This is a genomic window from Streptomyces sp. WZ-12 (genome assembly GCF_028898845.1).
Lineage (GTDB): Bacteria > Actinomycetota > Actinomycetes > Streptomycetales > Streptomycetaceae > Streptomyces.
In genome coordinates this window covers 5025218-5045056 of record NZ_CP118574.1, presented here as the reverse complement: position 1 = coordinate 5045056, position 19839 = coordinate 5025218, and the positions used below count along the sequence as shown (strand labels likewise).

Here is a 19839-nt window from a genome sequence, read left to right as displayed (position 1 = left end):
GGCGGGGATGCCGTAGGGGAAGCCCTAGGGGACGTCAGGGAAGGCAGGGAAAGACGGAACGTCCGGGCCCGGCCCCGACGTTCGGTGCCGGCGGCTCAGCCCGCCCGGTGCACCACCGTGTCGCACAGCCCCTCCAGGGCCGTCTTCGCCAAGCACTCCGGCAGCGGCGCCAGCGACGCGCGGGCCTCCTCGGCGTAGCGCACGGTGTCCCGCCGCGCCTGCTCCAGCGCCGGGTGGGCGCGCAGCCCGGCCAGCGCCTCGGCGTGCCGCGCGTCGTCGGTGAGGTCGCCGGCCAACAGCTCGCACAGCGCCCGGTCCTCGGCGGTGCCGGCGTCGGACTCGGCGAGCGCCCGCAGCCGCAGCACCGGCAGCGTCGCGATGCCCTCGCGCAGGTCGGTGCCGGGCGTCTTGCCGGACTCGTGCGAGTCGCTGGCGATGTCCAGCACGTCGTCGGCGAGCTGGAAGGCCGTGCCCAGCCGCTCGCCGTACTGGGTGAGGGTGTTGACGATCGTCTCGTCGGCGCCGGACATCATCGCGCCGAAGCGGCAGGCGACGGCGACCAGCGAGCCGGTCTTGCCGGCGAGCACGTCCAGGTAGTGCTCGACCGGGTCGCGGCCGTCGCGCGGGCCCGCGGTCTCCAGGATCTGGCCGGTCACCAGGCGCTCGAACGCCTCGGCCTGGATCCGGACCGCGTCGGGACCGAGGTCGGCGAGGATGTGCGAGGCGCGGGCGAAGAGGAAGTCGCCGGTGAGGACCGCGACGGAGTTGCCCCAGCGGGCGTTGGCGCTGGCGACGCCGCGGCGCACCTCGGCCTCGTCCATCACGTCGTCGTGGTAGAGCGTCGCCAGGTGCGTCAGCTCCACGACGACGGCCGAGGGGACCACGCCGGGGCTGAAGGGGTCGCCGAACTGGGCGGCCAGCATCACCAGCAGCGGACGGAACCGCTTGCCGCCGGCGCGCACCAGATGCTGCGCGGCCTCGGTGATGAACGGCACATCGCTCTTGGTGGCCTCCAGTAGGCCCTCCTCGACAGCCGCCAACCCGGCCTGGACATCGGCTTCGAGAGCCTTGTCCCGCACGCTCAGCCCAATGGGCCCGACGACGGTCACGAGGGGTACTCCTGTCTGCTGACGATCAAACGGAATGTCGATCTGTCGCTGTCTTCACCATTGGCCAGCGTATCCGGTCACGGTTGGATCACCGCGAGCGCCCGCCCCCCGAACCACTCGGCCAGCACAGAAGCCGTCCCGCGGGTCTGTTCTTGATCGATTTCCGGCCCGGCCTTCCGTGGGGACGGTGGGACGACAGGGGCAGCAGATGCCTCAAGAGCCCCTGGCATCCCAGTGGTGACCGGCGGAACGGGCACCCGGCAGAAGTCCGGCCGACCCTCGTCGGGCCCGCGCCGTTCACTCTCCATCGGTAGCGGACGGCGGGCGGGCGCCCCCGTCCCGCTCCGCGGAGCCGTGGAGGAGCCGTGGGAGAGTCGTGAACGTCGCAACCGCCCGGCGCACCCTCGGGCCAAGACGCCCCCAAGACCGGTGCGCCCACCGGGCCGGCACCCCCATCGGCCCGAACGGCGAAGCACGGCACGGCACTTCCCCCACCACTCCGGAACTCCCCTACCCTCCCGAGCCATCCCCCGCGGCTCCCGCGCTCCCCGGCGCCCCTGAGCACCTCCGGCAATCCGCGGCAATCCACGGCAACTCACAGCAATTACCGGCAATGAGCGGCAATTCATGGCATCCGCGGCCCGACGCACCGCGGGCGACCGCCCCGCCCGCCATTTCCCGGTCACCGACCGCACGTTCCCCGCCGAGGGCCGCCCCGTTGATCGCCACCGGTCGTACCCTGATCGACGGACCCACCGGCACCCCGGAGCGCCCGCCCCCGCGCACACCGCAGTTCGGGCGGGGGCGCCCCACCGGCCGCCCACCGGCGACGACGAACGCGAGGAGCAGTCCCCATGCCCGAGCAGAACCCGTTCGACCTGGCGGAAGGCGACCCCTTCGGCCCGCACACCCTTCCCTACGGCGTCTTCAGCACCGCCGACGCCCCCGGCCTGCGCCGGCTCGGCGTCCGCTACGGCCGCCACGTCCTCGACCTGGCGTCCCTCCCGGACGCCGTGCCGGGCCTGGTGCCCGCGCCGCACGCCGCGCTGCTCGGCGCCGCCACCCTCAACCCCTTGCTGGCCGCGGGCCGCCCCGCCTGGCAGGAGGTCCGCGCGGCCGTCCGCACCGCCCTGACCGACCCCGCGCACCGCACCGCGGTGGCCCCGCTGCTGCGCCCGTTGGACGGCGTCACCCTGCACCTGCCCTTCGAGGTCGCCGACTACGTCGACTTCTACTCCAGCGAGCACCACGCCACCAACGTCGGCCGGATCTTCCGCCCCGACGGCGCCGCCCTGCCGCCCAACTGGAAGCACCTGCCGATCGGTTACCACGGCCGGGCCGGCACCGTCGTGGTGACCGGCACCCCGGTGGTGCGGCCGCACGGCCAGCGCAAGGGCCCGCAGGACCCGGCGCCGGTCTTCGGCCCGTCCACCCGCCTGGACATCGAGGCCGAGGTCGGCTTCGTCGTCGGCACGCCCTCCGCGCTGCACGCGCCGGTGGGCCTGGCCGACTTCCGGGACCACGTCTTCGGCGTCTGCCTGGTCAACGACTGGTCCGCCCGCGACCTCCAGGCATGGGAGTACGTGCCGCTCGGCCCGTTCCTCGGCAAGTCCTTCGCGACCTCGGTCTCCGCCTGGATCACGCCGCTGGACGCCTTCGACGCGGCCCGGACGGCGCCGCCGACCCGGGACGTGGCGCCGCTGCCGTACCTGGACGACGCCGACGCCGAGCCGGGCGGCCTGGACCTGCGCATCGAGGTGCGGCTCAACGGCGAGGTGATCTCCCGCCCGCCGTTCGCGTCGATGTACTGGACGGCCGCCCAACAGTTGGCCCACATGACGGTCAACGGGGCGTCGCTGCGCACCGGCGACCTCTACGCCTCCGGCACCGTCTCCGGGCCCGAACCCGACCAGCTCGGCTGCCTGTTGGAGCTCACCAAGGGCAACGGCCCCTACCTCCAGGACGGCGACGAGGTCACCCTCACCGCCTGGGCGCCCGGCCCGGACGGGGGCCGGATCGGGCTCGGCGAGGTCACCGGCCGGGTGCTGCCGGCCGCCCAACTCCCGGCGTGACCCACCGCCCGGCGCCTCCGCCCGTCCCCGCGGAGCCGGCGGCGGAGGCGGCCGGGCGGAGCGCACGGCGGGCCATCGAGCGCGCCATACGGGAGGAAAGGGGCGCGACGGTCAACTGGCCGCACCACGCGCCCCGTTCCGCTGCTAGCCTCACGTCTCCCTGTCCCACGACGACGGAGGAGACGTACGTGCGCAAGGCAGCGCAGTTCGCCGGGGTGGCCGCCATCGCCGCGCTCCTGCTCAGCGGTTGCGGAAGCAGCGGCGAGCGCGGCAAGGACGCGGGCACCCCCAGCACCTCACCCAAGTCCACCCCCTCGGCCCCGACCGGTGGCGACGGCAAGGCCGCGCAGCCGGGCGCCATCGAGGGCGCCTGGAAGAGCGGCTCCTCCGCCAGTCCGCTGGTCCTGGTGGTCGCCAAGGGCACCGCCGCGTTCAGCAAGGGGCACCAGTCCGCCTGCATGGGCAAGGTGGAGAAGATGGGCGGCGCGACCATGGCCGTCCTCAAGTGCACCGACGGCTCCACCAGCCACACCATGGGCGTCCTCGAACCGGGCGCGGACGGCAAGACCCTGACCGTGAAGTGGAAGGGCGGCCCGACCGAGCACTACACCAAGGCCGACGACGGCAGCGTGAAGGTGCCGGAGATGCCGAAGCTGCCGGAGATGCCCAAGAGTTGACCGCGCGGCCGACCGACCGGCGCGCAAACGGCCGCCGTCCGGCGCCCCCTTGGGGCACCGGACGGCGGCCGCGCGTGGTGCGTCGGCGGGTCAGCGGATGAAGAGCCCCGCGTGCCCGGCCAGATCGAGGAAGTACTGCGGTGCCACGCCCAGCACCAGTGTGGCCGCGACGCCGACCGCGATGGCGCCGGACGTCAGGACGCTGGGCACCGCGACCGTGGGGCCGTCGGCCTTGGGCTCGCTGAAGAACATCAGCACGATCACCCGGATGTAGAAGAACGCCGCGATCGCCGAGGAGATCACACCGATCACCACCAGCCAGCCCGCGCCGCTCTCCGCCGCCGCCTTGAACACCGCGAACTTCCCGGCGAACCCGGACGTCAGCGGGATGCCCGCGAAGGCCAGCAGGAAGACCGCGAAGACCGCGGCCACCAGAGGCGAACGCCGCCCGAGCCCGGCCCACTTGGACAGGTGGGTGGCTTCGCCGCCGGCGTCCCGCACCAGCGTCACCACGGCGAACGCGCCGAGCGTGACGAAGGAGTAGGCCGCCAGGTAGAAGAGCACCGAGGAGATGCCGTCCTCGCTGGCGGCGATGACACCGGCCAGGATGAACCCGGCGTGCGCGATGGAGGAGTAGGCCAGCAGCCGCTTGATGTCGGTCTGGGTGATGGCCAGGATCGCGCCGCCCAGCATCGTCAGGATCGCCACGCCCCACATCACCGGCCGCCAGTCCCAGCGCATCCCCGGCAGTACGACATAGAGCAGCCGCAGCAGCGCGCCGAACGCGGCGACCTTGGTGGCGGCCGCCATGAAGCCCGTCACCGGCGTCGGGGCGCCCTGGTAGACGTCCGGCGTCCACATGTGGAAGGGCACCGCACCGACCTTGAACAGCAGCCCCATCAGCACCAGTGCCCCGCCGATCAGCAGCAGCGCGTCATTGCCCATCGTGCCGGCCAGCGCCGGATCGACCCGCTGGGCGCCGCCCGAGATCACCTCGGCGATCCCGGCGTAGCTGACGGTGCCGGCGTAGCCGTAGAGCAGGGCGACGCCGAACAGCAGGAACGCCGAGGAGAAGGCGCCGAGCAGGAAGTACTTCACCGCGGACTCCTGCGAGAGCAGCCGCTGGCGGCGGGCCAGCGCGCACAGGATGTAGAGCGGGAGGGAGAAGACCTCCAGGGCGATGAAGAGGGTCAGCAGGTCGTTGGCGGCCGGGAAGACCAGCATGCCGCCGACCGCGAAGAGCAGCACCGGGAAGACCTCGGTGGTGGTGAACCCGGCCTTGACCGCGGCCCGTTCGGCCTCGCCGCCGGGGACGGCCGCGGCCTGCGCGGCGAAGGAGTCCACCGGCTTCCCGTCGGCCGCCGGGTCCAACCGGCGCTCGGCGAAGGTGAAGACCGCGATCAGCGACACCAGCAGGATGGTGCCCTGGAGGAACAGCGCCGGGCCGTCCACCGCGATCGCGCCCATCGCCGCCAGATGCGCCTTGGACGAGCCGAATCCGCCCGCCGCCAGGCCGATCACCGCGGCGAACGCGGCGGCCAGCGCCACCACCGACAGCAGCACCTGGGCGTAGTACCGGCTGCGGCGCGGCCAGAACGCCTCGACCACGATGCCGAGCACCGCGGCGCCGAGGACGATGAGCGTCGGCGATAGTTGGACGTACTCGATCTTCGGGGCCGGGATCCTGCCCGGCGTCCCGGCCGCCACCGTCCACAGGCTGTGGACACTTGCCACGGACCTCACTTCGCGGCCTCCACATCTTGGGTCTGCGCGGGCTGGCCGTGCCGGCCAGCCCCGGGCACGGCGTCCACCTGCACGGTGGGCCTGGGGTCCTTCTTGTCCACAACGGACAGGGTGTGCTGGACCGCCGGGTTGACGATGTCGGTGAGCGGCTTGGGGTACACCCCGAGGAAGAGCAGCAGCGCGATCAGCGGCGCGACCACCACCAGCTCGCGCGCCCTGAGGTCGGGCATCTTGGCGACCTCCGCCCTGACCGGGCCGGTCATCGTCCGCTGGTAGAGGACGAGGACGTAGAGCGCGGCCAGCACGATGCCGAGGGTGGCGATGATCCCGATCACCGGATAGCGGCTGAACGTGCCGACCAGGACCAGGAATTCGCTGACGAAGGGCGCCAGGCCGGGCAGCGACAGGGTGGCCAGACCGCCGACCAGGAAGGTGCCGGCCAGGACCGGGGCGACCTTCTGCACGCCGCCGAAGTCCGCGATCAGACGGGAGCCGCGGCGGCTGATCAGGAAGCCGGCCACCAGCATCAACGCGGCGGTGGAGATGCCGTGGTTGACCATGTAGAGCGTCGCGCCGCCCTGGCCCTGGGACGTCATCGCGAAGATGCCCAGGATGATGAAGCCGAAGTGGGAGATCGACGCGTAGGCGATCAGCCGCTTGATGTCCCGCTGGCCGACCGCGACCAGCGCGCCGTAGACGATGCTGATCAGCGCCAGCACCAGGATCACCGGGGTGGCCCAGCTACTGGCCTCCGGGAAGAGCTGGAGGCAGAAGCGCAGCATCGCGAACGTGCCGACCTTGTCGACGACCGCGGTGATCAGCACCGCGACCGGGGACGTGGCCTCGCCCATGGCGTTGGGCAGCCAGGTGTGCAGCGGCCACAGCGGCGCCTTCACCGCGAAGGCGAAGAAGAAGCCGAGGAAGAGCAGCCGCTCGGTGCCGGTGCCGATGGTCAGCGCGCCGGACGCCCGGGCCTGCACGATCTGGGTGAGCGAGAAGGTGCCGGTGCCCAACTGGTGGGCGGTGACGGCGTACAGCCCGATCACCGCGGCCAGCATGATCAGGCCGCCGACGAGGTTGTACAGCAGGAACTTCACCGCGGCGTACGACCGTTGGGCGGCGGCCTGCTGCTCGCCGCGCCCGCCGGCGCGGTCCCCGAAGCCGCCGATGAGGAAGTACATCGGGATCAGCATGGCTTCGAAGAAGAGGTAGAAGAGGAAGACGTCGGTGGCCTCGAAGGAGAGCACCACCATCGCCTCGACCGCCAGGATCAGCGCGAAGAAGCCCTGGGTGGGCCGCCAGCTGTAGCGGCGCTGGCCCGCGGCGGAGCCGCTGTCGGGCGCGGCCGCGCCCTCCAGGGGGTCGGCGTCGTGCCAGCCGGCCAGCATCACGAACGGGATCAGCAGCGCGGTCAGGGCGATCAGGGCGACCGCGATGCCGTCCACGCCGAGGTCGTAGCGGACCCCGAAGTCCCGGATCCAGGCGTGCGATTCGGTGAGCTGGAACGGGCCCTTGGCGCCGGGGTCGAAGCGCACCGCGATCACCAGCGCGAGCGCCAACGTGGCCAGCGAGAACAGCAGCGCCAGCCACTTGGCGACGGTGCGCTTGGCGGCGGGCACCGCGGCGGTGGCGATCGCACCGATCGCCGGCACCGCGGCGGTCGCCGTCAGCAGGGGAAACGACATGGCTCAGACACCCCTCATCAGCAGGGTCGCGGCGACGAGAACGGCGGCCCCGCCCAGCATCTGGGCCGCGTACGAGCGGACGAAGCCGGTCTGCAACTGCCGCAGCCGGCTGGAGAGTCCGCCCATCGAGGCCGCCGTGCCGTTGACCGCGCCGTCCACCAGGGAGTGGTCGAGATAGACCAGCGTGCGGGTCAGATGCTCGCCGCCGCGCACCAGGACGACGTGGTTGAAGTCGTCCTGGAGCAGGTCGCGGCGGGCGGCCCGGGTCAGCAGCGAGCCGCGCGGGGCGGTCGCCGGGACCTCCTTGCGGCCGTACATCAGCCACGCGAGGCCGGCGCCGAGGACCAGCACCACCATCGTGGCGGCGGTGACCACGCCGGCGCTCACCGGGGAGTGGCCCTCCGCGAAGGAGGTGACCGGCTCCAGCCAGTGCACGAAGGCGTCGCCCACGCTGAACAGGCCGCCGGCGAAGACCGATCCGACGGCCAGCACGATCATCGGGAGCGTCATCGACCTCGGCGACTCGTGCGGATGGAACTCCGCCGGGTCCCACCGCTTCTCGCCGAAGAACGTCATCAGCATCACCCGCGTCATGTAGAACGCGGTGATCGCGGCGCCCAACAGGGCCGCGCCGCCGAGGATCCAGCCCTCGGTGCCGCCGCGCGCGAACGCCGCCTCGATGATCTTGTCCTTGGAGAAGAAGCCGGACAGGCCGGGGAAGCCGATGATGGCCAGATAGCCGAGCCCGAAGGCGACGAAGGTGATCGGCATGTGCTTCCGCAGGCCGCCGTAACGGCGCATGTCCACCTCGTCGTTCATCCCGTGCATCACCGAGCCGGCGCCGAGGAACAGCCCCGCCTTGAAGAAGCCGTGGGTGACCAGGTGCATGATCGCGAAGGCGTAGCCGATCGGGCCCAGCCCGGCGGCCAGGACCATGTAGCCGATCTGCGACATCGTCGAGCCGGCCAACGCCTTCTTGATGTCGTCCTTGGCGCAACCGACGATCGCACCGAACAGCAGGGTGACCGCGCCGACCGCGACCACCGCGGCCTGGGCGGCGGGCGCGGCGTTGAAGATCGCCCCGGAGCGGGTGATCAGATACACCCCGGCGGTGACCATGGTGGCGGCGTGGATCAGCGCCGACACCGGGGTCGGGCCCTCCATCGCGTCGCCCAGCCAGGACTGGAGCGGCACCTGCGCCGACTTGCCGCAGGCGGCCAGCAGCAGCACCAGCCCGATGGCGGTCAGCTTCCCCTCGGAGGTGTGGCCGACGGCGCCGAGCACCGGGCCGAACGCGAAGGTGCCGAAGGTGGTGAACATCAGCATCACCGCGATCGACAGGCCCATGTCGCCGACGCGGTTGACCAGGAACGCCTTCTTCGCGGCGGTGGCCGCGCTGGGCTTGTGCTGCCAGAACCCGATGAGCAGGTACGACGCCAGGCCCACGCCCTCCCAACCGACGTACAGCAGGAGGTAGTTGTCGGCGAGGACCAGCAGCAGCATCGCCGCCAGGAAGAGATTGAGGTAGCCGAAGAAGCGGCGGCGCCGCTCGTCGTGCTCCATGTAGCCGATCGAGTAGAGGTGGATCAGCGAGCCGACACCCGTGATCAACAGGACGAAGGTCATCGACAACTGGTCGAGCTGGAAGGCCACATCGGCCCGGAAGCCGCCGACCGGGATCCAGCTGAACAGGTGTTGGTGCAGGGTGCGGTGCTCGGCGCCGCGGCCGAGCAGGTCGACGAAGAGCACCACCCCGATGGCGAACGACGCCACCGCGAGCAGCGAGCCGATCCAATGGCCGGCGCGGTCCAGGCGTTTGCCGCCGCACAACAGCAGGGCCGCACCGACCAGCGGTGCCGCGACGAGCAGCGCGATCAAGTTCTCCACTTTGTGCGACCCCTTACAGCTTCATCAGGCTGGCGTCGTCGACCGAGGCCGAATGACGGGTGCGGAAGATCGACACGATGATGGCCAGGCCGACCACGACCTCCGCCGCGGCGACGACCATCGTGAAGAAGGCGATGATCTGGCCGTCGAGATTGCCGTGCATCCGCGAGAAGGTGACAAAGGCGAGGTTGCAGGCGTTCAGCATCAGCTCGATGCACATGAACACCACGATGGCGTTCCGCCTGATCAGCACGCCGGCCGCGCCGATGGTGAACAACAGGGCGGCGAGGTAGAGGTAGTAGACCGGGTTCATTTCTGGGCCCCCTCCTTGGGCGCCGCGGGGCCGGGCCGCTTCTGCTCCGACTCCTCGACCGGACGGGACTCCCGCCCCAGCCACTCCTCGGACCGCCGCTCCAGTGCCTTCAGTTCGGCCAGCGACTGGCCGGAGACGTCCCGGACCTGGCCGCGCTCCCGCAACGTCGGACTGACCGTCAGCTCCGAGGTGGTGCCGTCCGGCAACAGGCCGGGGATGTCCACGGCGTTGTGCCGGGCGTAGACGCCTGGCGCCGGCAGCGGCGTGACCTGCTTGCCCTCGCGGATGCGGGCCTCGGAGAGCTCCCGTTGGGTCCGGGCGCGCTCGGTGCGCTCCCGGTGGGTGAGCACCATCGCGCCGACCACGGCGGTGATCAGCAGCGCGCCGGTGATCTCGAAGGCGAAGACGTACTTGGTGAAGATGAGCGCGGCCAGGCCCTGCACATTGCCGCCGGCGTTGGCCTCGCCCAGGCCGTTGAACTCCTTGAGCGAGGCGTTGCCGATCCCGGCGATCAGCAGGACGCCGAAGCCGAGGCCCAGCCCGGCGGCGAGCCACCGCTGGCCCTTGAGGGTCTCCTTGAGGGAGTCCGCGGCGGTGACGCCGACCAGCATCACCACGAAGAGGAAGAGCATCATGATCGCGCCGGTGTAGACCACGATCTGCACGATGCCGAGGAAGTACGCGCCGTTGGCCAGATAGAAGACCGCCAGGACGATCATGGTCCCGGCGAGCGAAAGGGCGCTGTGCACCGCCCGCTTCATCAGGATCGTGCACAGCGCCCCGGCCACCGCGACGATGCCCAGGAGCCAGAACTGCACGGCCTCCCCCGAGGAGGTCGTGGTGGCGGCGAGCCCCGTCATGCGTGCGCCTCCTTGCCCTGGGCGTCCTGCGGTGCGGCCGCGTCCTTGGGCCGCTCGCCGCGGGAGAGGGCGACCTGACGGACGGTGCCGGGCGCGGCCTCGGTCACCAGCCCGCTGTAGTAGTCCCGTTCGGTCATGCCCGGGTAGATCGCGTGCGGGGAGTCGACCATCCCCTCCGACAGGCCCACCAGCAGCTCTTCCTTGGTGTAGATGAGCGATTCCCGGGAGCGGTCGGCGAGTTCGTACTCGCCCGTCATGGTGAGCGCGCGGGTCGGACACGCCTCCACGCACAGACCGCACAGGATGCAGCGGAGGTAGTTGATCTGGTAGACGGCGCCGTACCGCTCGCCCGGGGAGTAGCGCTCCTCGTCGGTGTTGTCGGCGCCCTCGACGTAGATCGCGTCCGCCGGGCAGGCCCAGGCACACAGCTCGCAGCCGACGCACTTCTCCAGCCCGTCCGGATGGCGGTTGAGCTGGTGCCGGCCGTGGAAACGCGGCGCCGTCGGCTTCTTCTCCTCGGGGTACTGCTCGGTCAGCCGCTTCTTGAACATGGCCTTGAAGGTCACGCCGAAGCCGGCCACCGGGTTCTGGAACTCAGGCACCGTCGCCCCCCTTTCCGTCGCTCTCATTTCCCTCACTCACAGTGTCCACCCGGCCACTGACAATCAACTCCCCGTCCCGGCGCGGCCGTCGGCGCGGCACCGGTGGCAGGTGCTGCCCGGGCAGCGGCGGTACGGGGAAACCGCCGGCCGTCGGGTCGAAGGCGGCGTCCCCGTCGCCCTCCCGCTCCGGCTCGATCCGCCGGAAGAAGTCCACGAGCAGCGAGATCAGCAGCAGCGCCACCGCGCCGCCGCCCACGTAGAGCACGATCCGGGAGAAGTCGTAGCCCTCGTTCTTCAGCGCCCGGACGGTGGCGACGAGCAGCAGCCACACCACCGACACCGGGATGAGGACCTTCCACCCCAGCCGCATCAACTGGTCGTAGCGGACCCGGGGGAGCGTGCCGCGCAGCCAGATGAAGAAGAACAGCAGGAGCTGCACCTTGATGACGAACCAGAGCATCGGCCACCAGCCGTGGTTCGCGCCCTCCCAGAACGTCGAGATCGGCCAGGGCGCCCGCCAGCCGCCCAGGAAGAGGGTGGTCGCGACCGCCGAGACGGTGACCATGTTGACGTACTCGGCGAGCATGAACATCGCGAACTTGATGGACGAGTACTCGGTGTTGAAGCCGCCGACGAGGTCGCCCTCGGACTCCGGCATGTCGAACGGCGCCCGGTTGGTCTCCCCCACCATCGTCGCGATGTAGATGAGGAACGACACCGGCAGCAGCAGCACGTACCACCGGTTCTCCTGCGACTGCACGATGGTCGACGTCGACATCGACCCGGAGTACAGGAACACCGACGCGAACGCCGCGCCCATCGCGATCTCGTAGGAGATCATCTGCGCGCACGACCGCAACCCGCCCAGCAGCGGATACGTCGACCCGGACGACCAACCGGCCAGCACGATGCCGTAGATGCCGACCGACGCCGTGGCCAGGATGTAGAGGATGCCGATCGGGAGGTCGGTGAGCTGCATCGGGGTGCGGTGCCCGAGGATCGAGATCTCGTTGTCCGCCGGACCGAACGGGATCACCGCGATCGCCATGAAGGCCGGGATCGCCGCCACGATCGGCGCGAGGATGTAGACCGCCTTGTCGGCGCGCCGGACGACCAGGTCCTCCTTCAGCATCAGCTTGATGCCGTCGGCCAGGGACTGGAGCATCCCCCAGGGCCCGTGCCGGTTGGGGCCGATCCGCAGCTGCATCCAGGCGACGACCTTGCGTTCCCAGACGATCGAGAACAGCACCGTCAGCATCAGGAACGCGAAGCAGAACACCGCCTTGATGACGACCAGCCACCACGGGTCGCGCCCGAACATCGACAGGTCCTCCTGGGCGGCCAACGCGACCACCGGAAAACCGGGATGCTGCATCATGCGTCCTCCTCCTTGGCCGGCACCGGCGTACCGGGGACGGCGGAGACCTTCACCAACTCACCCGGGTGCGCCCCGGTGTCGGCGGCGACGCCACCCCCCACGGAATTCAGCGGCAGCCACACCACCCGGTCGGGCATCTGCGTGACCTCCAGCGGCAGTTGGACCGCGCCCGCCGGTCCGGTGACCGACACCAGATCGCCGTCCCGTACGCCGTTCTCCTCGGCGGTGGCCGGCGACAGCCGGGCGAGCGCGGCGTGCCGGGTACCGGCCAGCGCCTCGTCGCCCTCCTGGAGCAGCCCCCGGTCCAACAGCAGCCGGTGCCCGGCCAGGACGGCCTCGCCGCTCGCCGGACGGGGCAGCGACCGCCCCGTCTCCCGGGGTTCGCCCGCGTACGGGCCGCCCCAGGTGCCGAGCCGGTCCAACTCCCGGCGCACGGCGGTCAGATCCGGCAGCTCCAGGGCCGCGATGCCGTCGTCGACCGCGGTCATGGCGTCGGCCAGCATCTGCACCACCCGGGCGTCGGACGGGAGTTGCCGCCGGGTCATCTGGTCCGGCTTGAGCGCGGGCTCGAACAGGCGGGCCCGGCCCTCCCAGTTGAGGAACGTGCCGCCCTTCTCGACCACCGCCGCCACCGGGAGGACCACGTCCGCCCGCTGCGTCACCGCGGAGGGCCGCAGCTCCAGGCTGACCAGGAACCCGACCTCGTCCAGGGCCGTCAACGCCCGCGCCGGATCGGGCAGATCGGCCACCTCCACGCCCGCCACCAGCAGGGCGGCCAGCTCACCGGTGGCCGCGGCCTCGATCATCTGGCCGGTGTCCCGGCCGTGCCGGTGCGGCAGCGCGGCCAGGCCCCAGGCCGCGGCGACCTCGTCCCGGGCCACCGGGTCCGTCGCCGGCCGGCCACCGGGCAGCAGCCCCGGCAGCGCCCCGACCTCGACGGCGCCCCGCTCCCCCGCCCGCCGCGGCATCCACACCAGGTGCGCGCCGGTGGCGGTGGCGGTGCGCAGCGCGGCGGTCAGCGCCCCGGGCACCGTCGCCAGGCGCTCGCCGACGACGATCACCGCGCCGTCCGCGCGCAGCGCCTCGGCCGCGGCCCGCCCCTCGCCGTCCAGGCCCGCCCGTCGCCCGTCACCGCCCTCCCCGGGAAGGCGCTCCGCGCCTGCTGCCCCGTTGCCCGCGAGGGCGTCCAGCCACTCCGTCTCGGTGCCGGGCGCGGCCGGCAGCAGCCGCCCGCCGGCCTTGATCAGCCCCCGGGTGGCGTGGCTGGCCAGCCCCCAGGTGCGCTGGCCGTGCCTGCGGTGCGCCTTGCGCAGCCGCAGGAAGACGCCGGGCGCCTCCTCCTCCGCCTCGACGCCGGCCAGCAGGACGGCCGGCGCCTGCTCCAACGAGGCGTAGCTGACGCCCTCCCCCGTCCCCAGGTCCCGGCCGCGGCCGGCGACCCGGGCCGCGAGGAAGTCGGCCTCCTCGGCGCTGTGCGGCCGGGCCCGGAAGTCGACGTCGTTGGTGCCCAGCGCGACCCGGGCGAACTTGGCGTAGGCGTAGGCGTCCTCGACGGTCAGCCGGCCGCCGGTCAGCACGCCGGCCCGGCCCCGGGCCGCGGCCAGCCCGCGCGCCGCGGCGTCCAGCGCGGCCGGCCAGCTCGCCGGCTCCAGTTCACCGGAGTCGGCGTTGCGCACCAACGGGTGGGTCAGCCGGTCCCGCGCCTGCGCGTACCGGAAGGCGAACCGGCCCTTGTCGCAGATCCACTCCTCGTTGACCTCGGGGTCGTTCGCCGCCAGCCGCCGCAGGACCTTGCCGCGCCGGTGGTCGGTACGGGTCGCGCAGCCGCCCGCGCAGTGCTCGCACACCGACGGCGAGGAGACCAGGTCGAAGGGGCGGGAGCGGAAGCGGTAGGCGGCCGAGGTGAGCGCGCCCACCGGGCAGATCTGGATGGTGTTCCCGGAGAAGTACGACGCGAAGGGGTCACCCTCGCCGGTGCCGACCTGTTGGAGGGCGCCCCGCTCGACCAGCTCGATCATCGGGTCGCCGGCGATCTGGTTGCTGAACCGGGTGCACCGCGCGCACAGCACGCACCGCTCGCGGTCCAACAGCACCTGCGTGGAGATCGGCACCGGCTTGGTGAAGGTGCGCTTCTTGCCCTCGAAGCGGGTGTCGGGGTCGCCGACGGCCATCGCCTGGTTCTGCAGCGGGCACTCGCCGCCCTTGTCGCAGATCGGGCAGTCCAACGGGTGGTTGATCAGCAGCAGCTCCATCACGCCGCGCTGCGCCTTCTCGGCCACCGGGGAGGTCAGTTGGGTCCGGACAACCATCCCGTCGGTGCAGGTGATGGTGCACGAGGCCATCGGCTTGCGCTGGCCCTCGACCTCCACGATGCACTGCCGGCAGGCGCCCGCCGGGTCCAGCAGCGGATGGTCGCAGAAGCGCGGGATCTCGATGCCGAGGAGTTCGGCGGCCCGGATGACCAACGTCCCCTTGGGGACGGAGATCTCGATGCCGTCGATCGTCAGGGTGACGAGGTCCTCCGGTGGCACCGCCGCCGCCCCGCCCCCGTTGGGAGCATTGGTCGTGACGGTCATGCGTTCACCCCCAGGTGAGCGTCGTTGTCGGCCCAGAGGGTCGACTTGGCGGGGTCGAAGGGGCAGCCCTTGCCGGTGATGTGCTCCTCGTACTCCGCGCGGAAGTACTGCAGCGAGGAGAAGATCGGCGAGGCGGCGCCGTCGCCGAGGGCGCAGAAGGACTTGCCGTTGATGTTGTCGGCGATGTCGGCGAGCTTGTCGAGGTCCTCCGGCCGGCCCCGGCCGGCCTCCAGGTCCCGGAGCAACTGCACCAGCCAGTAGGTCCCTTCACGGCACGGCGTGCACTTGCCGCAGGACTCGTGGGCGTAGAACTCGGTCCAGCGGGTGACCGCCCGGACCACGCAGGTGGTCTCGTCGAAGCACTGCAGCGCCTTGGTGCCCAGCATCGAGCCGGCCGCGCCGACGCCCTCGTAGTCGAGCGGGACGTCGAGGTGCTCGTCAGTGAACATCGGGGTCGAGGAGCCGCCCGGCGTCCAGAACTTCAGCCGGTGACCGGGGCGCATCCCCCCGCTGAGGTCCAGCAGTTGGCGCAGGGTGATGCCCAACGGGCCCTCGTACTGGCCCGGGTTGGCGACGTGGCCGCTGAGCGAGTAGAGCGTGAAGCCCGGGGACTTCTCGCTGCCCATCGTCCTGAACCAGTCCTTGCCCTTGTTGAGGATCGCGGGAACCGAAGCGATGGATTCGACGTTGTTCACCACAGTGGGGCAGGCGTAGAGGCCGGCCACCGCGGGGAAGGGGGGGCGCAGACGGGGTTGGCCGCGACGGCCCTCCAGGGAGTCCAACAGGGCGGTTTCCTCACCGCAGATGTACGCGCCGGCACCGGCGTGCACCGTGACGTCCAGATCGAGGCCCGAGCCGAGGACGCCCTTGCCGAGGAAGCCCGCCGCGTACGCCTCGCGCACGGCCTCGTGCAGCCGGCGCAGGACGGGCACCACCTCACCGCGGAGATAGATGAAGGCATGGTTCGACCGGATGGCATGCGCCGCGATCACGATGCCCTCGATGAGGGCGTGCGGATTGGCGAAGAGCAGCGGGATGTCCTTGCACGTCCCGGGCTCCGACTCGTCGGCGTTGACGACGAGATAGTGCGGCTTGCCGTCGCCCTGCGGGATGAACTGCCACTTCATCCCGGTCGGGAAGCCGGCGCCGCCGCGGCCGCGGAGCCCGGAGTCCTTGACGTAGGCGATGACGTCGTCCGGGGCCATGGCCAGCGCCTTCCGGGCGCCCTCGTAGCCCTCGTGGCGCAGATAGGTCCCCAGCGTCCAGGACTCGGGCTCGTCCCAGAAGGCGGACAGGACGGGGGCGAGGACCTTCTCCGGGCTGGTGGCTCCCTGGGGGTGCGGCCGGGAGGCCCCGCCGAACTCGGCTGCCACGGTCATCACTTCCCCTCCTCGTGGTGCGGGCCGGCGGCCCCGTCACCGCGGGGCGGTGCCCCCGCGTCCGGGGCGTCGGGTGGGGCCCCGGCCCCGTCGGACGGGCGGTCCGCGGTGGCGCGCGGGGCGACGACGTGATCGGCGTGGCCCGGCGTCTCGCCCCTGGCCAGGCGGAGCCCGACCAGCGAGGCGGGGCCGGCGCCGCCGGTCGCCGCGACGGCGCCGGGCCGCTCGTCGGGGAAGCCGGCGAGGATCCGCGCGGTCTCCTTGAAGGTGCACAGCGGGGCGCCGCGGGTGGGCTCGACGGTCCGCCCGGCCCGCAGGTCGTCGACCAGCTTCCGGGCCGAGCCGGGCGTCTGGTTGTCGAAGAACTCCCAGTTGACCATCACGACGGGCGCGAAGTCGCAGGCCGCGTTGCACTCGATGTGTTCGAGGGTGACCTTGCCGTCCTCGGTGGTCCCGCCGTTGTCGACGCCGAGGTACTGCTTGAGGTCCTCGAAGATGGCGTCGCCGCCCATCACCGCGCACAGGGTGTTGGTACAGACCCCGACCTGATAGTCGCCACCGGACTCCCGGCGGTACATGGAGTAGAAGGTCGCCACGGCGGTGACCTCGGCGGTGGTGAGCCCGAGTTGCTCGGCGCAGAAGCGGATGCCGGTGCGGGTGACGTGGTCCTCCTCGGCCTGGACGAGGTGGAGCAGCGGCAGCAGCGCCGAACGGGAATCGGGGTAGCGGGCGATCACCTCCCGCGCATCGGCCGCCAGCCGGGCCTTGACGTCGGCCGGGTAGTCGGGGGCCGGAAGCTGGGGCATCCCCAGTTGGACGTCCTTGGGTGCCGGAGTGGCGTTCACCGGTCGACGCCTCCCATCACGGGGTCGATGGACGCGACGGCGACGATGACGTCGGCGACCTGGCCGCCCTCACACATCGCTGCCATGGCCTGCAGGTTGGTGAAGGAGGGGTCGCGGAAGTGCACCCGGTAGGGGCGGGTGCCGCCGTCGCTGACCGCGTGCACGCCCAGCTCGCCCTTGGGCGACTCGACGGCGGCGTACGTCTGTCCCGGCGGGACCCTGAAGCCCTCCGTCACCAGCTTGAAGTGGTGGATCAGGGCCTCCATCGAGGTGCCCATGATCTTCTTGATGTGGTCGAGGGAGTTGCCGAGACCGTCCGGGCCGAGGGCGAGCTGGGCGGGCCAGGCGATCTTCTTGTCGGCGACCATCACCGGCCCCGGCTCCAGCCGGTCCAGGCACTGTTCGACGATCCGCAGCGACTGCCGCATCTCCTCCAGCCGGATCAGGAACCGGCCGTAGGCGTCGCAGGTGTCGGCCGTCGGCACCTCGAAGTCGTACTCCTCGTATCCGCAGTACGGCTGCGCCTTGCGCAGGTCGTGCGGCAGTCCGGCCGAGCGCAAGACCGGGCCGGTAGCGCCGGTGGCCATGCAACCGGCCAGGTCGAGATAGCCGATGCCCTCCATGCGGGCCTTGAAGACCGGGTTGCCGGTGGCCAACTTGTCGTACTCGACGAGGTTCTTGCGCATCTTCTTGACGAAGGCGCGGATCTGCTCGACGGCGCCGGGCGGCAGGTCCTGGGCGAGGCCGCCGGGACGGACGTAGGCGTGGTTCATCCGCAGGCCGGTGATCAACTCGTAGATGTCGAGGATCAACTCCCGGTCCCGGAAGCCGTAGATCATGATCGTGGTGGCGCCCAGCTCCATGCCGCCGGTGGCGATGCACACCAGGTGCGAGGAGAGCCGGTTGAGCTCCATCAGCAGCACCCGGATCACGGTGGCCCTGTCCGGGACGTCGTCGGTGATGCCGAGCAGCTTCTCCACCGCCAGGCAGTACGCCGTCTCGTTGAAGAAGGGCGTCAGGTAATCCATCCGCGTCACGAAGGTGGTGCCCTGCGTCCAGGTCCGGAATTCGAGGTTCTTCTCGATGCCGGTGTGGAGGTAACCGATGCCGCAGCGCGCCTCGGTGACGGTCTCGCCGTCGATCTCCAGGATCAGCCGGAGCACGCCGTGGGTGGAGGGGTGCTGCGGCCCCATGTTGACGATGATCCGCTCGTCGTCGGACGTGGCGGCGGCCGCGGCGATCTCGTCCCAGTCGCCACCGGTGACGGTGTAGACGGGGCCCTCGGTGGTATCGCGGGGGGTTGCGCGGGACGTCTGGCTGGGAGTGCTCATCAGGTGTACGACCTCCGCTGGTCGGGAGCCGGGATCTGCGCGCCCTTGTACTCGACGGGGATGCCGCCGAGGGGGTAGTCCTTGCGCTGCGGGAAGCCCTGCCAGTCGTCCGGCATCATGATCCGCGTGAGCGCCGGATGCCCGTCGAAGATCAGGCCGAAGAAGTCGTAGGTCTCGCGCTCGTGCCAGTCGTTGGTCGGGTAGACGGCCACGATCGACGGCAGGTGCCGGTCGGCGTCGGGGACCGCGACCTCCAGCCGGAGCAGCCGGTTGTGGGTGATCGAGCGCAGGTGGTAGACGGCGTGCAGCTCGCGGCCGGTGTCGTCGGGGTAGTGGACGCCGCTGACGCCGGTGCACAACTCGAAGCGGAGCGCGGGGTCGTCGCGCAGGGTCCGGGCCACCGCCGGCAGGAACTCCCGCTGGACGTGGAAGGTGAGTTCGCCGCGGTCGACGACGGTCTTGTCGATGACGTTCCCGGGCACCAGGCCCCGTTCGTCGAGGGCGCCCTCCAACTCGTCGGCGATCTCGTCGAAGTCGCCGTAGCCTCCCCCACTCTCGACTTCGCTCGACCGGGAGGTGCCCCCAGTGGCGCCCGGCCCGCCGTACGGCCGGGTGCTGGCCCCGGGCAGGCGGACGGTGCGGACCAGCCCGCCGTAACCGGAGGTGTCCCCGCCGTTGTTGGCGCCGAACATCCCGCGGCGGGTGGCGATCACCTCGCCGGTGTCGTCGCGCTGCGCCGGGACGGCCTCCGTGGGGGCGTCCGGGTTCGGGGGGTTCGTCGGCTCGCTCACCGCAGCAGCCCCTTCTTCTCTGACCGGCAGGACGTCTCGGCGGAGCGGTCCATCTCGATCAGCGGGAGCGCCCTGAGCGCCGCCGCCTCCTCGTCGCGCGCCGCCTGCACCGCGTTGACCCCGAGCTTCCCGGCCTGGATCTTCTTGTGGAGCTTGAGGATGGCGTCCATGAGCATCTCGGGACGCGGCGGGCAGCCCGGTAGATAAATGTCGACGGGGACGATGTGGTCGACGCCCTGCACGATCGCGTAGTTGTTGAACATGCCGCCCGAGGAGGCGCAAACCCCCATGGAGATCACCCACTTCGGGCTCGGCATCTGGTCATAGACCTGCCGCAGGACGGGCGCCATCTTCTGGCTGACCCGGCCGGCCACGATCATCAGGTCGGCCTGCCGCGGGGAGCCGCGGAAGACCTCCATGCCGAAGCGGGCCAGGTCGTAGCGCCCGGCGCCGGTGGTCATCATCTCGATGGCACAGCAGGCCAGTCCGAAGGTCGCCGGGAAGACCGAGGACTTGCGCACCCAGCCCGCGGCCTGCTCGACAGTGGTCAGCAAAAAGCCGCTGGGCAGCTTCTCTTCCAGTCCCATTGGT

Annotated in this window: 16 protein-coding genes; 2 read left to right on the top strand and 14 right to left on the bottom strand. The window is 71.3% G+C overall.

Features of this window, described 5'->3' with window-relative positions; translation table 11 throughout:
* Positions 1 to 95 precede the first annotated feature (95 nt).
* Positions 96 to 1109 (bottom strand): polyprenyl synthetase family protein, encoded by a 1014-nt coding sequence (locus PV796_RS21815; RefSeq protein WP_274915015.1) that lies wholly within the window; start codon positions 1107 to 1109, stop codon positions 96 to 98.
* A gap of 854 nt (positions 1110 to 1963) precedes the next feature.
* On the opposite strand from PV796_RS21815, the gene fahA reads away from it, so the two are divergent.
* Positions 1964 to 3181 carry a fumarylacetoacetase gene (gene fahA / locus PV796_RS21810; RefSeq protein ID WP_274915014.1) on the top strand — a complete coding sequence of 406 codons (1218 nt, stop codon included), beginning with the start codon at positions 1964 to 1966 and terminating at the stop codon, positions 3179 to 3181.
* 188 nt (positions 3182 to 3369) lie between these two features.
* Positions 3370 to 3858 (top strand): hypothetical protein, encoded by a 489-nt coding sequence (locus tag PV796_RS21805; RefSeq protein ID WP_274915013.1) that lies wholly within the window; start codon positions 3370 to 3372, stop codon positions 3856 to 3858.
* Positions 3859 to 3948: 90 nt separating this feature from the next.
* On the opposite strand, the gene nuoN is transcribed toward PV796_RS21805, so the two are convergent.
* Genes nuoN through PV796_RS21740 form a run of 13 tightly spaced genes read right to left on the bottom strand, consistent with a single transcriptional unit; the run spans position 3949 to position 19835 of the window.
* Positions 3949 to 5601, bottom strand: coding sequence for an NADH-quinone oxidoreductase subunit NuoN (nuoN, locus tag PV796_RS21800; RefSeq protein ID WP_274915011.1), 1653 nt, complete (start codon positions 5599 to 5601; stop codon positions 3949 to 3951).
* Positions 5598 to 7286 (bottom strand): NADH-quinone oxidoreductase subunit M, encoded by a 1689-nt coding sequence (locus PV796_RS21795; RefSeq protein ID WP_274915009.1) that lies wholly within the window; start codon positions 7284 to 7286, stop codon positions 5598 to 5600. The genes nuoN and PV796_RS21795 overlap by 4 nt, the downstream gene beginning before the upstream one ends.
* A gap of 3 nt (positions 7287 to 7289) precedes the next feature.
* A complete protein-coding gene (gene nuoL / locus PV796_RS21790; RefSeq protein WP_274915008.1) occupies positions 7290 to 9173 on the bottom strand; it encodes an NADH-quinone oxidoreductase subunit L in 1884 nt (627 codons plus the stop codon).
* Between the two features lie 13 nt (positions 9174 to 9186).
* A complete protein-coding gene (gene nuoK, locus PV796_RS21785) occupies positions 9187 to 9486 on the bottom strand; it encodes an NADH-quinone oxidoreductase subunit NuoK (protein ID WP_016573026.1) in 300 nt (99 codons plus the stop codon).
* On the bottom strand, positions 9483 to 10346 hold the full coding sequence (locus PV796_RS21780) for an NADH-quinone oxidoreductase subunit J (RefSeq protein ID WP_274915005.1): 864 nt from the start codon (positions 10344 to 10346) through the stop codon (positions 9483 to 9485). The genes nuoK and PV796_RS21780 overlap by 4 nt, the downstream gene beginning before the upstream one ends.
* Positions 10343 to 10948: an NADH-quinone oxidoreductase subunit NuoI gene (gene nuoI, locus PV796_RS21775; RefSeq protein ID WP_274915003.1), complete on the bottom strand. Its 606-nt coding sequence runs from the start codon at positions 10946 to 10948 to the stop codon at positions 10343 to 10345. Before nuoI ends, PV796_RS21780 begins: the two co-directional genes overlap by 4 nt.
* Positions 10941 to 12326 carry an NADH-quinone oxidoreductase subunit NuoH gene (gene nuoH, locus PV796_RS21770; protein WP_274915002.1) on the bottom strand — a complete coding sequence of 462 codons (1386 nt, stop codon included), beginning with the start codon at positions 12324 to 12326 and terminating at the stop codon, positions 10941 to 10943. Before nuoH ends, nuoI begins: the two co-directional genes overlap by 8 nt.
* Positions 12323 to 14902 (bottom strand): NADH-quinone oxidoreductase subunit G, encoded by a 2580-nt coding sequence (locus PV796_RS21765; RefSeq protein WP_274915001.1) that lies wholly within the window; start codon positions 14900 to 14902, stop codon positions 12323 to 12325. The genes nuoH and PV796_RS21765 overlap by 4 nt, the downstream gene beginning before the upstream one ends.
* Positions 14899 to 16281 carry an NADH-quinone oxidoreductase subunit NuoF gene (nuoF, locus tag PV796_RS21760; RefSeq protein WP_274915000.1) on the bottom strand — a complete coding sequence of 461 codons (1383 nt, stop codon included), beginning with the start codon at positions 16279 to 16281 and terminating at the stop codon, positions 14899 to 14901. Before nuoF ends, PV796_RS21765 begins: the two co-directional genes overlap by 4 nt.
* Positions 16281 to 17126: an NADH-quinone oxidoreductase subunit NuoE gene (gene nuoE / locus PV796_RS21755; RefSeq protein WP_446750615.1), complete on the bottom strand. Its 846-nt coding sequence runs from the start codon at positions 17124 to 17126 to the stop codon at positions 16281 to 16283. The genes nuoF and nuoE overlap by 1 nt, the downstream gene beginning before the upstream one ends.
* Positions 17123 to 18457, bottom strand: coding sequence for an NADH-quinone oxidoreductase subunit D (locus PV796_RS21750; RefSeq protein ID WP_274914999.1), 1335 nt, complete (start codon positions 18455 to 18457; stop codon positions 17123 to 17125). The genes nuoE and PV796_RS21750 overlap by 4 nt, the downstream gene beginning before the upstream one ends.
* The gene (locus PV796_RS21745; RefSeq protein WP_274914998.1) at positions 18457 to 19248 is read right to left on the bottom strand and encodes an NADH-quinone oxidoreductase subunit C; all 792 of its coding nucleotides are present in this window, start codon (positions 19246 to 19248) and stop codon (positions 18457 to 18459) included. The genes PV796_RS21750 and PV796_RS21745 overlap by 1 nt, the downstream gene beginning before the upstream one ends.
* Entirely contained in the window at positions 19245 to 19835 is a 591-nt protein-coding gene (locus PV796_RS21740; protein ID WP_274914997.1) for a NuoB/complex I 20 kDa subunit family protein, read from the bottom strand. Before PV796_RS21740 ends, PV796_RS21745 begins: the two co-directional genes overlap by 4 nt.
* Between the last annotated feature and the right edge of the window lie 4 nt (positions 19836 to 19839).